Raw genomic sequence first — 13096 nt, forward strand, 5'->3', positions numbered from 1 at the left:
ACATCATGGCAATGCTCGATCTTATTAAACCCAGTGTGAAAGCGATGCGTTTGATTGCGTCGGTTCAGAGTGATTTTAAAAAAACACTCAAGTTGCCTGAGCATATTAATTGCTTGGGGCTGCTCACCGCTGATTCAGATGATGTGGCGTATATCGCTGCAGATGAAGTGACCAAACAGGCGCAGGTTGAAGTGGTATTTGGTCGCTCGCTGTATGCGGGGGCGGCGCATAGCTCCTCTCCAACTGCCGGTGAAGTCATGATTATGCTTGGCGGCAGCTCGCCTGCTGAAGTGCGTGCGGGTTTGGATTCGATGGTGGCAACCATAGAATCAGGGCCTGCTTTTCGCTGGGCGAATGATGATGAAACCATCGCATTTTTAGCACATGTGGTGTCTCGTACCGGCTCGTATTTATCTGCACAAACCGGTATTCGCTTAGGTGATCCACTGGCGTATTTGATCGCTCCGCCGCTGGAAGCCACTTATGGTATTGATGCGGCACTGAAGGCGGCTGATGTGGAGTTGGTGAGTTATGTGGCTCCGCCATCAGAAACAAACTATTCAGGGGCTTTTCTTACGGGCAGCCAAGCCGCTTGTGATGCGGCCTGCCAGGCATTTACCGCTGCGGTATTAGAAGTTGCACGCCAGCCTGTGGGCCGGATTTAACAGAGGTCGTGATGATTAATTCCTTGGGTTTACTTGAAGTCCGTGGGTTTGTAACCGCTCTTGAGGCGGCGGATGCCATGCTGAAATCGGCGAGTGTGCGTTTGATTCGCCAGTATGAGACAAACCCAGGTTGGATCTCGCTCGTGGTGGAAGGCGATATTGCTTCTTGCCGGGCGGCGGTTGATGCAGGTGTTGCTGCGGCGGCAAGGTTGGGTGAAGTGGTGAGCCGACAAGAAATTGGCCGGCCAGACCCTGATGTTGAGCGCATGATACTCAAAATGCTCGCACCTAAACCTAAAAAGCAGCGCGTTGCCAAGCCCGCTCCCGTCGGGATTCCGGCTGAAGTGGTGGTCGTTGCCAAGGCTGAGGCTGAGGTGGAAGCACCTGTAGCGCTGGCTTCTGCTGATGAGGAAAAAACAGTGGGGATGGGGTGTGATGAGCTTGCTATTTTAGCGGCAGTGGCCGCTTCTGATAGTGGCCTCACGCTTGCAGAGTTGCTTGTTGCATTACCCGAAGCGGGGGTAACTCGCCGAGCACTTGAAAATATGTGCAAAGCAAAACGACTTGCCAAAGTCATGGGGCGCTATTGCAAGCTTGTCTAAATAAACTGCTCTTTTTTGCTTTACCCTAACCGGCACAGAGGCTAACGCTGTGCCGGTTTTTTTGTTTTTCAGTATTTGATGACTGCCAGTCATAGTGATGAAATTTAGCACGATCTATCCCTTATTTAATGCCGTGAAAATGCCTGTGGAATAATTTGGTAATAATGATTTTTGTGCTTGTAAGATTTAAATATCCGATTGATTTGTATCAATAATTTATCTCTGATAGCCGCTATTGTTGAGTTTGGATGTTATGTGGGTGGCGAGTAAATCAACGGCAAAGCGGATGCATGAGAAGGGATAATGAGAAAAGGAAAAAGTGGTTTTAGCGCCGTTTACATAAATGGCTGGAGGACGTTCTCGCAGGCAATAGCAGCACGTAATCTCCCATACTTTGTACTGAGTATTTTACAATGACAGGGGTTTTGCCGGGCTTAGGATGGTCTGTGGCAGAGCCCGCTGGCATGCATCACTTAGTGAGTTTAGCTCAGGGGCCTCAGCGTGATCCGCTGGGGCGTGATGGTCAGTTGCATGTAGTAGAAAGTGTTGATGTCTGCCAGCAGGCCCGCAGTATCACTGCCTGGCAGCAGCTTTATGATCAGCTTAAACCGGGGCAGTTTCATGGTTATTTGGCCGAGACCTGGCTGGATGGAATGCAATGCTTTGAGGAACACACCAGCCATGCTTTACGTCAATCCTGCATGGTATGGCCCGGTTCTGTATGGGTAGGTATTCCTACTTCAAGCGAGCATTTTGCGCGAATTGGCACTACAAGCATTGAGGCGGATACGGTTGCAATCCGCAGAGGGGGGGTAGAGTTTGAGCTGGGTACGCCTGATGATTTCCAAATCATGGGTTTGGTGCTCGCCCAAAGCGAGCTGGAAAGCTATACCACCATTTTACAAGGTGAGTCTTTGCCTTTAGATAACACGATGGTGCTGCACGTGGGCTCTGAGCGGATGCGTAAATTTACGCATTTTATGCGGGCCATGTTACAGGTGGCGGGAAATGGATCGGGGCAATTGCTTGAGCAGGTTTGCCGAAAACAGTTACGGCATGAGCTGCTCGATGGCTTTATCGGCTTGATTGATGACGCCAAGCCCAATCGGCAAACCATACGCCGGGTCGATAGTGCCTGGCAGGCGGTCGCCAAAACCCGCGAGTATGTGCTGGATCGTGCTGGGGAGCCGATAAGCATTGTTGAGCTTTGCGAGTATTTGGGTATTAGCCGGCGCACTTTACAAAATATCTTTCATCAAACTTTAGATGTTTGTCCCTTGGCCTATTTGAAAGCGATTCGCTTAAATGCAGTTCGCCGAGAGTTGCTGGCCCCTTATTCGCAATATGACTCGGTACAGCAAGCTGCAGCGGCTATGGGGTTTTGGCATATGAGCCAGTTTTCTCAGGATTTTAAAAAACTATTTGGTGAGCTGCCGTCTGCAGCTCTTGCCCGGCGCGCACCTTTAGCAAGGTGCAGCTCTGTAAGTGAATCGCATATTGAGTCGCTAATCATAAAAGCCCCACATCGATAATCTGATACATGTGAGGCTTTTATTTATTCATATGATCTTAATGTTGCCAGCGCAGGTTCAGCATGGCATTACGGCCCAGCGTGCTGTAATCTTTTGCCAGCTCGTATTCGGTATCGAATACATTGTTGACACGGACGCTGGCTTGCCAGTCTTTAGCAAACTGCCAGCTCACACTCAGATTAGCGAGGGCGTAGCCTGCTAGACGGGCGCGTGGACCACCGTAAATATCTTCTTCACGATGCGCTTGCGCTTGTACTTCGCCGCGTGCGGTCCATTGCCCCTGAGTTACACCCACATAGGCTGAGCCAAATTGTTTGGCGCGGCGCGTGAGTTGCTTGCCATCCGTTGACCCACCACCGGAAGTATCTTTGGCATCCAGTAAATCAAAGCTACCTCCGGCTTGAAACATCTCGCCTTGCCAGTCTGCGGTGAAGGTAATGCCTTTTAACTTTGCATTACCAATCACGGTTGTGGTGGTTTTGCCTGTTTCCAGCATGCCATCGATTTCGTTGTGGTAAGCCGTTGCGCTCAGTTGGATATTGTTTGCTTCAAAGCGAACAAAAACTTCTGTATTTTTGGAGGTCTCTGGTTGCAATGTTGGCGTGCCGTAGTTTGGGTAATAGAGCTGATTAAACGTGGGTGCACGGTAGCCAGTACCAAAGCTGCCGCCTACTTTCCAAGCATCCGCAAGCTGCCAAGATGCTCCGATGCTGCCATTGGTGTTGTCTCCAAACTGGCTATTGTTGTCATTGCGCAGGTTCACCTGCAATGCAATATCGTCAAAATGAGCAAGATAACCCGCCAGCAGGCTGTTAATGCGGCGCTGGTCGACATCAAATTTGGTGGTGCTGCTAACGGCTTGCTCTAGTGTTTCTGCACCTACAGTCATAATGCCTGGGCCAACTTTAATTTCATTGAGCCAGGATAATTGAGTTTGTTTTGTTTTAAAGTGGCTTTCACCATAAGCGGTGTAATTGGTGCTGTCATCAATACTGACGCCTGCTTGTAATTTGCTGGTCCAGTTTTTGGTAAAGCTATTATTCATCCAAAAGGTAGCGCTACCATTTGTGCCATCATCCCTATCGTCATAATTGCTTGAGGCCGATGAATCGTAATGGTTTTCTACTTTTGCTTGTAACAGGCTTGCGCCAAATTCATGAGATTCATTAATGCGATGGCTGGCATTAATTGACAAGCTGGTATTTTCATAACCATCGTTATCTGCACTGAAAGTACCAGCTTTAGGATTGGATCGAGCGCTAATTCCATCTGTTTTATTGTGTGCTATGCCAACTGCAAAGCGGGTACCATCTGCACCACCCGCAAGGTGTGCACTCACGGCCTGGCTGTTTTCTGTACCAAAGCCCACTTCCACAGAGGGGTGAAGCCCCTTATCTCCCTGGCGGGTAAAGATCTGAATGACCCCGCCAATTGCATCCGAGCCATACAGGCTGGCCGCTGGACCACGCAGAATTTCGATGCGCTCAATTTGTGCTAATGGTATGTGCTGTAATGCTGCGCCACCGGCAGTGGCCGAACCAAAACGAATCCCATCAATCAGGTACACTGTTTGTTGGCCACTACTGCCGCGTAAAAACACACTTGTAGTTTTACCCGCACCACCATTGTTGGTGATTTGCACGCCTGGCTGGCGGGCAAGTAATTCAGGCAGACTGATCGTGCCCGCAGCCTGAATGGCTTTTTGATCCAGTACGGTGACATCACCGATGACTTCTTTGGCGGTTTGCGGCAGGCGGGCGGCCGTGGTGACGACGGCGGGCAGCTGAACAACTTCAGCCTGTGCACAGATGCTGGCGATTAAAATGCTTAATGGGGCGATACGAAATAACATTACTCTCTCCTGAGTGTCACACCCGCTGTGTGGCGATGATAGCAGCAGGGGGAGCAGGAGATGATGCACGGCCAAAGCGCGATGAATCTCACCCGCTTCGTGCACCCTGCCGCGCGTTGGTTGCCTTGGCTGAGTGTCAGCAAAGGTCTAAGGCCGGTCTCCGGGCTTGCAAGAGTCGCTATCGGTTTGGAAAAACCGACAGATCAATACACCGCCTTCCCATCTTTGTCAGACAGTGGCTGTGGGTGTATTTACGCTTGCTTACCGTTGCAGGGGCAGCGCAGGATTTGAACCTGCTTCCCGTTTCACTCGTGTTGAGCACCTTATAAGGGGCGGATTGTATACTGCCTTGGCATTTCTTGCCTTTCGGCTTTAAGACATATTCATGTTAGCTTTGGTAAGTAATTGGAATATAGCAAAACACAGGCAAAAAAACGCCACGCAAAGGGCGTGGCGTTGATTGAAGCGTGTTGTGCTTAGTGCTGCAAAATCTTGGATAAAAATAGTTGCGCACGCTCGGAGCGGGTCTGGTTAAAGAACTCGTCCTTACTGGCGTCTTCCACAATATGGCCCTGATCCATAAAGATGACGCGCGTGGCCACTTTGCGGGCAAAGCCCATTTCGTGGGTGACGCACATCATGGTCATGCCTTCCTGTGCCAGCTCAACCATTACATCCAATACTTCATTGACCATTTCTGGATCAAGTGCGGAGGTGGGCTCGTCAAACAGCATGGCGATCGGGTCCATTGCCAGCGCACGGGCGATGGCTACGCGCTGCTGCTGGCCGCCTGACAGCTGGCCTGGATATTTATTGGCATGGGCTTTCAGGCCAACACGGTCCAGCAGTTTCAGGCCTTTTTCCATGGCTTCATCAGTGCTGCGGCCAAGCACGCGCTGCTGAGCGAGGCACAGATTATCGGTGATAGACAGGTGTGGAAACAGCTCAAAATTCTGGAAAACCATGCCGACTTTAGAGCGCAGTTTTGGCAGATCGGTTTTTGGGTCGCCCACCGAAGTGTCGCCAATCAGGATGGTGCCTTTCTGAAATGGCTCCAGCCCATTCACGCATTTGATCAGTGTGGACTTACCCGAGCCTGATGGGCCGCAAACCACAATCACTTCGCCTTTTTTTACTTCGGTGCTGCAGTCGGTCAAAACTTGAAAGCTGCCATACCATTTATTGACATTCTGTATTGAAATCATACTGCTAACCTCTTTTGCAAACAGCGTAGAAGCAGTGCTTCTGCGCGATATTGTTTGGTTAAAGCTACCGTGTAAGCGTTCTTTACACAGCCAGTTTTTTTTGTAAGCGCTTCACCAGCATGGAAGCACTAAAGCTAATCAGGAAATATACAGCACCCGCCAGCAGCAGGAACTCATGAGGTTGGCCAACAATATCGCCTTTTGAGCGGGCGGTATTCAGAAAATCCATTATGCCAACTGCATAAACCAAAGATGTGTCCTGAAACAAGATAATGCTTTGCATTAAGAGCAAAGGCATCATTTTGCGAAAGGCTTGCGGCAAAATAATTAAGCGCATGGCCTGGCTGTAATTCATGCCCAGAGCATAAGCGGCATTTACCTGGCCTTTGGATATAGCCTGAATACCGGCACGCACAATTTCACAGTAATAAGCCGCTTCAAACATCATAAAAGCGATTAAGCAGGAGGTAAATGCACCAATGGGTGTGGGGCGTCCTGTTACCCAGCCAATAATAAAGGGCACCATAAAGTAAAACCAGGTGATGACCAGTAGTAATGGAATAGAGCGGAAGTAATTAACATAAAAGCCGGCTAATTTGGATAACACCGGATTACTGGACATCCGTGCCAGCGCCAGTAAAGTGCCTAATGCTACACCGCCAATAACTGCAAAAAAAAGCAGCTCAAGCGTGAGTGCCATGCCTTCCAGAAGCCCCGGCAGGGCCGGGCCAATATTTGATAAATCCATCTTATTTTCCTCCCAGCGACATCAGGCCAGGCACGCTGGTTTTCTTTTCTACCCAGCGCATAATCATCATCAGGCTCATATTGAGGGTGAAATAGATGATGGTGGCAAGAGTAAAGGCTTCAAACAAATTGGCGGTGAATTCTGCAGTTTGTTTGGTTTGTGCCAGCAATTCCATTAGCCCAATTAATGAGGCGACGGATGAATTTTTAAATACATTTAAAAATTCAGAGGTGAGAGGCGGAATGATAATACGGAAAGCTTGTGGCAATAATACGTGGCGGTAAGTTTGGGCGATATTAAGGCCTAAAGCATAGCCAGCATTGATTTGCCCTTTGGGTAAGGCCTGAATACCTGTGCGTACTTGTTCGCAAACACGGGCAGAGGTAAATAAGCCTAAGCAAACCACCACACTGATAAATGCAGAGGTTGAAGGTTTAATATCTTGTTTAAACCAAATTTCTAAAGGCTCTGGTAAAAAGTCGGGTACCAGGAAATACCAGATAAACAATTGCACTAAGAGTGGAATATTACGAAATAATTCTACATAAGCACTGGCAAAACCGGAAACAAAACGATTTGGCAATGTACGCGCCACACCCATGATGGTGCCTAAAATAAGCGCAATAATCCAGGCAGATAAAGCCAGTGCAAGTGTCCAGCCCAGTCCGGAAATAAACCAGTCTAAATAAACTTCACTACCAATACCGGTGGACTTAAAAAAAACGCCCCAATCCCAGTTGTAATTCATATTTTCTCCCCGAAGGTAAAAGGGAGGCCTGATAGCCTGCTGGATTTAAGACGGGCCATTTTCAGAAGTGCCGGATTGGCTTGGATTTCCCGTTTTTTAATTGGGGAAATCTATACAAACCGGCTTTTCTTGTTACGGGCCTTGCTTAAGTCCAACAGACTACCTGGCCTCCCTGATGATGTGTAAACCTGAAAAGGTTTTTTTACATCTGTTCTGCAGATTTATCTGTCGGGCTGGCAATCAGCTTTTTCAGATCATCGCTCATAGGGAAATTCAGGTTTAAGCCTTTTGGTGGAATAGGCTGAGTAAACCAGCGTGCATATACGGCCTTGATGCGGCCGCTCTTGTAAAGATCAACGATGGAATCATCAACCAGTTTTTTAAACTGGGCGTCATCTTTACGCAGCATGCAGCCGTAAATTTCATTCGATTGTGGTGTGCCAACAATGGCCCAGTCTGCTGGTGATTTGGCTTTAGCAATTTCACCGGCTAATAAAGCATCGTCCATCATAAATGCAGCGGCACGATTTGATTCCAGCATCAGGAAGGATTCACCGTGATCTTTGGCGCTGATGATGTTCATATTCATTTTCTTTTCTTCGTTCATCTTTTTAATCAGACGTTCCGAAGTGGTGCCAGCCGTTGTAACTACGTTTTTGCCCGCTAAATCAGCAAAGTCTTTAATGCCGGATTTTTTATTGGCGAGAAGTCGTGTGCCAATTTCAAAAATGCCGTTAGAAAAAGCAACTTGTTTCTGGCGTTCAACATTATTGGTCGTGGAGCCACATTCCAAATCTACGGTGCCGTTTTGTACCAGCGGAATACGTGTTTGCGATGTAACCAGGTTATAACGAACCTGAATAAATGGCATATTCAGTTTTTTCTTAATGGCTTCAGCAATGTGATTAGCTACTTCTACAGAGTAACCAATTGGCCGCTGACCATTGTCTAAATAGGAGAAGGGAATAGAAGAATCCCGGTGGCCTAATACCAGGGTTTTTGTTTCTTGAATCTTTTTGAGCGTGCCGCTTAATTCTTCAGCTTGCACGTTTGCGGTAAAAAGAGAGGATACAGCCAAAACAAGTAACAATTTCTTCACGGGTGTTCTCCTAAAATAGCGGGGGATCTGTATTTGTTTCAGTATAGACTGACTGAAAAAATAAGACTTTGGGGATAATCCTTAGTGTTTCAAACAAAAACGGCCCATAAGGGCCGTTTTTGATGTTAGCTTACAAATATTACTGCTGCATGGGGGCTAGAATCTGACGTAAGAATTGCTTAGCCCTATCGTGCTGTGGGTTGGTAAAGAAGTCTTCCGGATGAGAATCTTCTAAAATAACGCCCTGATCCAGAAATAACACCCGGTCTGCTACTTCGCGGGCAAAGCCCATTTCATGGGTGACGACCATCATGGTCATGCCTGATTCAGCCAGCGTTTTCATCACTTGCAACACTTCACCAATCATTTCCGGATCGAGTGCTGAAGTGGGCTCGTCAAACAGCATTACGCCCGGGTTCATGGCTAGGCCACGGGCAATGGCTACGCGCTGCTGCTGGCCACCGGATAAGTTTGACGGATAAGCATTTTTTTTGTCGGCAAGGCCAACGCGCTCGAGCAGTTTTAAGCCAAGCGCTTCCGCTTCTTCCTGTTTCATGCCTTTTACACGGATCGGGGCCAGCGTGATGTTTTCCAGTACCGATAAATGCGGGTAAAGATTGAAATGCTGGAAAACAAAGCCTACTTCAGCACGCAGTTTGTTGATATCTGTTTTGGGGCTGTTGACCTGCACATCACCAATCCAGATTTCACCATCGTTGACGGGTTCCAGCTGATTGATGGTGCGGATCATGGTGGATTTACCCGAGCCAGAAGGCCCGCAAACCACGACCACTTCACCTTGTTTGACTTCAAGACAAATGTCTTTCAGTACATGATGGTCTGGGCCATACCATTTATTGACGTGATTAAATTTGATCATTGGCTTGGATTGGGGCATGACAAGAGACCTGATTCTGTTAAATATTGTGCAATGTTGGCAAGGCGGGGAAACCCTAGGCTACCCGTATATAGTAAACAAAAGCCAAAAGCTGTTGTTAGTGCCTTCGGCACAGTGTTTAGGTGCGGGCGTCCCGCTGGACCTTCCTTTCTTGCGTCGCCAAGAAACGAAGCCAAAGAAGGCGACCCCTAAAACACGAAGGCCCCTCGCTGTGGACAATCGAGGCGGCGTCAATTCAACTCGCTTCGCTCAAACACGAATTGACGACTACCCCGCCCCGCTTGTTCCTCGCTCGGCGTGTTTTCAGGGGGATTTAAAAAGCCCCGTGCTGACTGAGTGATTTGTGGCTTACTACTTTGGTTTTCATGAAAGGATTTTATTATCGGCCAGCGGCAACAAGGTAGTTGCTGAGCGCTACATATTGCTCCAGCGTGACGTTTTCCGGGCGGCAGCTTGGGGAAATCGCCAGCGCTTCCAGCTCGGCATCGCTCACCAGGCTTTTTACATTGTTACGCAGGGTTTTGCGGCGCTGGCCAAAGCTTTGGGCTACTAGCTTTTGCAGGTGATTGTAATCGCTGGCAGGTGCGGGCAGCTCTGGCCACGGCACCATGCGTACGATGGATGAATCAACTTTGGGCGGCGGGAAAAAGGCCTCTGGCGGTACGTCAAACACGCGTTCCATATTGAAGCGGTATTGCAGCATGATGCTGAGGCGGCCGTAATCCGATGTCGATGGCTCGGCCACCATGCGGTCAACCACTTCTTTTTGTAGCATAAAATGCATATCAAAAATCGAGTCGCCAAAGCTTGCCAGGTGGAATAACAACGGCGTGGAAATATTGTAAGGCAGATTGCCGATCAGGCGAATTTTGCTGCCCGGTGCAATCTCTGCAGCTAAGGCGCCAAAATCAAAATTCAGCGCGTCCACATTGTGGATCACGAGTTTTTCCGGAGAAAACTTTTCGGATAAATGCGCCACGATATCGCGGTCGATCTCTACTACGTGCAGCGTTTCTGTGCGATCCATCAGCGGCATGGTCAGGGCAGCAAGGCCCGGCCCAATCTCAACCAGTACATCGCCTTTGCGCGGGCTGACGGAGTTGATAATGTCGGAAATCACACTTTGGTCTTGTAAAAAGTTTTGCCCGAAGCGTTTACGAGGGATATGCGAAGTCATTTTTTTTCCAGCGAGTTCTGTCGCGGCGTGTGCCACGGTCATTATGTGTGCGCTGTGCCAGGGGGCCCGGCGCAGCGCTTTGAAATGGTTTTCATGCAGCTTGGGTTAGCAGTCTGCGTGCGAGGTTTACCTCGCTCAGTGATCATTGCGTAACCCAATAGTCATCACTACAGATGTTTTATCAACCGACGATTTACGGGTTCAAATCGTATTGTTTGCCAACTCAACCGCAAGTTGTGTGGCTGCCAGCAGGCTGCCAGCGTCTGCTTTGCCTGTACCCGCCAGATCAAGGGCGGTGCCATGATCCACCGAGGTGCGAATAATCGGCAGCCCCAGCGTGATATTGATGCCGTGGCCAAAGCTGGCGTACTTGAGTACCGGCAGGCCCTGATCATGATACATGACAAGTACCGCATCGCCAGAGGCGAGGATATTACGATTAAACAGGGTGTCAGCTGGCAATGGCCCGATCAGCGTCATGCCTGTCTGGCGTAATGCATCTAACACGGGGCTGATAATTTCTATTTCTTCACGCCCTAAATGGCCGGATTCGCCTGCGTGGGGGTTCAGCCCCGCCACAATAATCCTTGGCCTAGCGATGCCGAATTTTGTTTGTAAATCATGGTGCAAAATATTGAGTGTGGTGGTGAGCGATTCAGCTGTAATGGCGGCTGCCACGTCTTTTAGCGGCAAATGAGTAGTCGCCAGCGCCACGCGCATTTCGCTGCAAGCCAGCATCATGACGACTTGCTGGGTCTGCGTTCGTTCAGCTAAATACTCGGTATGCCCGTAGAAAAACCGTCCTAAATTCGCGCCTTCGTTAATCACGCCCTTATGAATTGGCGCGGTTACGATGGCAGCAAACTCGCCACTCTGGCAGCCGTCTGTGGCTCTGTCCAGCAAATCCAGCACATAGCGGGCGTTGCCGGTATTGAGCTGGCCGGCGGTGCAAGGCGCGGTGAGCGGGATATGCAAGATGGAGATGGGCGCGTTATTTTCCGGCGAGTAATCGGGCCAGCTGGCATCAATCTGGCTGGCGTTTGCCCGTTCTGCAAGCAGGGTTTTATCGCAGACAATAACCAGCTGGCAATTTTGCGGGCCGGTGGCTGCCAGCATGGCGCTGATTTCAGGGCCTATGCCTGCAGGCTCGCCGCTGGTGAGGGCGATGCGGGGCAGTGTGGGTTTGTTCATTGATTTTCACACGGCTTGAGAGGTTATGGCTGCAGGTCTGCAAAGTGACAGCGCGGGCATGGTGCCCGCGCTGTCAGAATTGCTTTACTCGTCTTTTAAACGTAATTCAACAAAAGCGCGGTCTCTTTGCTGGCGCAGCCAGTCTTCAAACTGCTCTTCGCTCTTACGTTGTTTTAGTTCATTTCTTACACGGAAGCGCTCACGCTCTTTGGTCATATCTTTTGAGCGGCGTTCCAGTACCTGAATAATGTGCAGGCCAAACGGCGATTGAATGACCTGGCTGGTTTCGCCTGGCTTGAGTGCGTTCATCGCGGTTTCAAACTCTGGCACGGTTTCGCCGGGTGTGAGCCAGCCTAAATCGCCGCCTTTGCTGGCGCTGCCATCGTCGGAATAGAGGCGGGCCAGCTCTTCAAATTTGCTGCCGTTTTTCAGCCGGTCGGCCAGCTGATTCAGGCGCTGGCGTGCATCGCCTTCTGAAACCAGCTCGTTCGTGCGGATCAGAATATGGCGGGCGTGGGTTTGCTCAACCACGGTTTTTTGTTCCTGGCTGCGTTTTTCAAGCAGCTTCACAATATGAAAACCACCAGGGCTGCGCACTAAATCGGTGATTTCACCTGGGTTTAGTTTTTCCAGCAGTTGGGTAAACGCAGGGGGAAGTGAGCCTGCCGCGCGCCAGCCTAAGCTGCCGCCGCTGGTGGCATCCGGTGCGCTGGAATAAACCGCAGCAATCGAGGCAAAGTCTTTACCGGATTTAATTTCTTCAATGGCGGCAAGCGCACGGGTGCGTTTGGCGGTGATTTGTTCCGGGCTGGCGTTTTCCGGCAGCGGAATCAAAATATGTGCAAGGCGGAATTCTTGCTGTTCTTTGCCGGTGTTCAGCTTGATGTATTCGTCGATTTCGCTGTCGCTGATCACAATACGGTTGTCGATTTCGCGCTCTTTCAGGCGGGTAAGGGTGATTTCGCGGCGGATATCTTCACGAAATGATTTCCAGCTCATGCCTTGTTTGGCAAGGGTTTCGCGAAACTGTGGCAAGGACATTTTATTTTGCTCTGCCATCCGGCCAATCGCGCGCTCCAGCTGGCTGTCATCAACCCGGATCCCTATCTGATCGGCGTACTGCACCTGTACCAGCTCCAGAATCATCCGGTCCAGTACCTGCTGCTTAAGCACGGCAGCGGGTGGCAGGGTGATGCGCTGGCTTTCCATGTTTTTCTGGACGCTGCTGATCCGTGCATCAAGCTCTTGCTGGGTGACGGCACTTTTATTCACTACGGCAACAATGCGATCAATCGTTTCAACCGATGCGCTTGCAAGTTGGGATGTGCCGATCAGGGCAACGAGCGCTAAGGCGCGGGAAATGTGGCGCAGCTTCATAT

At 49.8% G+C, this 13096-nt stretch carries 12 protein-coding genes and 1 riboswitch; of the genes, 3 read left to right on the top strand and 9 right to left on the bottom strand.

Annotated elements, in window-relative coordinates; genetic code table 11:
• Positions 1-5: 5 nt before the first annotated feature.
• From eutL to CSQ88_RS09250, 3 genes are all read left to right on the top strand, one after another.
• Complete coding sequence (eutL, locus tag CSQ88_RS09240) at positions 6-665, top strand: ethanolamine utilization microcompartment protein EutL (RefSeq protein ID WP_099397823.1); 660 nt, start codon at positions 6-8, stop codon at positions 663-665.
• 11 nt (positions 666-676) lie between these two features.
• Entirely contained in the window at positions 677-1267 is a 591-nt protein-coding gene (locus CSQ88_RS09245) for a BMC domain-containing protein (protein WP_099397824.1), read from the top strand.
• Positions 1268-1713: 446 nt separating this feature from the next.
• The gene (locus tag CSQ88_RS09250) at positions 1714-2799 is read left to right on the top strand and encodes a helix-turn-helix domain-containing protein (protein ID WP_180273610.1); all 1086 of its coding nucleotides are present in this window, start codon (positions 1714-1716) and stop codon (positions 2797-2799) included.
• 37 nt (positions 2800-2836) lie between these two features.
• Here CSQ88_RS09250 and CSQ88_RS09255 read toward each other — a convergent pair whose 3' ends face one another.
• The 9 genes from CSQ88_RS09255 to CSQ88_RS09300 all read right to left on the bottom strand — a co-directional run bounded on the left by CSQ88_RS09255 (position 2837) and on the right by CSQ88_RS09300 (position 13094).
• Positions 2837-4651: a TonB-dependent receptor domain-containing protein gene (locus CSQ88_RS09255; protein ID WP_099397826.1), complete on the bottom strand. Its 1815-nt coding sequence runs from the start codon at positions 4649-4651 to the stop codon at positions 2837-2839.
• Positions 4652-4784: 133 nt separating this feature from the next.
• A riboswitch (cobalamin riboswitch) is annotated at positions 4785-4992 on the bottom strand.
• Between the two features lie 135 nt (positions 4993-5127).
• Positions 5128-5856, bottom strand: a complete 729-nt coding sequence (locus tag CSQ88_RS09260; protein WP_099397827.1) for an amino acid ABC transporter ATP-binding protein — start codon at positions 5854-5856, stop codon at positions 5128-5130.
• Positions 5857-5938: 82 nt separating this feature from the next.
• Positions 5939-6604, bottom strand: a complete 666-nt coding sequence (locus CSQ88_RS09265; protein ID WP_099397828.1) for an amino acid ABC transporter permease — start codon at positions 6602-6604, stop codon at positions 5939-5941.
• 1 nt (position 6605) lies between these two features.
• On the bottom strand, positions 6606-7352 hold the full coding sequence (locus CSQ88_RS09270; protein ID WP_099397829.1) for an amino acid ABC transporter permease: 747 nt from the start codon (positions 7350-7352) through the stop codon (positions 6606-6608).
• Positions 7353-7554: 202 nt separating this feature from the next.
• Positions 7555-8442 carry a glutamate/aspartate ABC transporter substrate-binding protein gene (locus CSQ88_RS09275; RefSeq protein WP_306475242.1) on the bottom strand — a complete coding sequence of 296 codons (888 nt, stop codon included), beginning with the start codon at positions 8440-8442 and terminating at the stop codon, positions 7555-7557.
• Positions 8443-8590: 148 nt separating this feature from the next.
• Positions 8591-9331 carry an amino acid ABC transporter ATP-binding protein gene (locus CSQ88_RS09280; RefSeq protein ID WP_099397853.1) on the bottom strand — a complete coding sequence of 247 codons (741 nt, stop codon included), beginning with the start codon at positions 9329-9331 and terminating at the stop codon, positions 8591-8593.
• A gap of 397 nt (positions 9332-9728) precedes the next feature.
• Positions 9729-10526, bottom strand: coding sequence for a 16S rRNA (adenine(1518)-N(6)/adenine(1519)-N(6))-dimethyltransferase RsmA (gene rsmA / locus CSQ88_RS09290; protein ID WP_099397854.1), 798 nt, complete (start codon positions 10524-10526; stop codon positions 9729-9731).
• Between the two features lie 201 nt (positions 10527-10727).
• A complete protein-coding gene (gene pdxA / locus CSQ88_RS09295; protein WP_099397832.1) occupies positions 10728-11717 on the bottom strand; it encodes a 4-hydroxythreonine-4-phosphate dehydrogenase PdxA in 990 nt (329 codons plus the stop codon).
• Between the two features lie 84 nt (positions 11718-11801).
• Complete coding sequence (locus tag CSQ88_RS09300; RefSeq protein ID WP_099397833.1) at positions 11802-13094, bottom strand: peptidylprolyl isomerase; 1293 nt, start codon at positions 13092-13094, stop codon at positions 11802-11804.
• Between the last annotated feature and the right edge of the window lie 2 nt (positions 13095-13096).

The organism is Iodobacter sp. BJB302 (assembly GCF_002735645.1).
In the GTDB taxonomy this organism is placed as follows: Bacteria; Pseudomonadota; Gammaproteobacteria; order Burkholderiales; family Chitinibacteraceae; genus Iodobacter.

Excerpts from the sequence above, each read along its gene's own strand:
- eutL (WP_099397823.1), top strand. The coding sequence starts at position 6 with ATGGCAATGCTCGATCTTATTAAACCCAGTGTGAAAGCGATGCGTTTG.
- CSQ88_RS09245 (WP_099397824.1), top strand. The coding sequence starts at position 677 with ATGATTAATTCCTTGGGTTTACTTGAAGTCCGTGGGTTTGTAACCGCT.
- CSQ88_RS09255 (WP_099397826.1), bottom strand. The coding sequence starts at position 4,651 with ATGTTATTTCGTATCGCCCCATTAAGCATTTTAATCGCCAGCATCTGT.
- CSQ88_RS09260 (WP_099397827.1), bottom strand. The coding sequence starts at position 5,856 with ATGATTTCAATACAGAATGTCAATAAATGGTATGGCAGCTTTCAAGTT.
- CSQ88_RS09265 (WP_099397828.1), bottom strand. The coding sequence starts at position 6,604 with ATGGATTTATCAAATATTGGCCCGGCCCTGCCGGGGCTTCTGGAAGGC.
- CSQ88_RS09270 (WP_099397829.1), bottom strand. The coding sequence starts at position 7,352 with ATGAATTACAACTGGGATTGGGGCGTTTTTTTTAAGTCCACCGGTATT.
- CSQ88_RS09280 (WP_099397853.1), bottom strand. The coding sequence starts at position 9,331 with ATGATCAAATTTAATCACGTCAATAAATGGTATGGCCCAGACCATCAT.
- rsmA (WP_099397854.1), bottom strand. The coding sequence starts at position 10,526 with ATGACTTCGCATATCCCTCGTAAACGCTTCGGGCAAAACTTTTTACAA.
- pdxA (WP_099397832.1), bottom strand. The coding sequence starts at position 11,717 with ATGAACAAACCCACACTGCCCCGCATCGCCCTCACCAGCGGCGAGCCT.
- CSQ88_RS09300 (WP_099397833.1), bottom strand. The coding sequence starts at position 13,094 with ATGAAGCTGCGCCACATTTCCCGCGCCTTAGCGCTCGTTGCCCTGATC.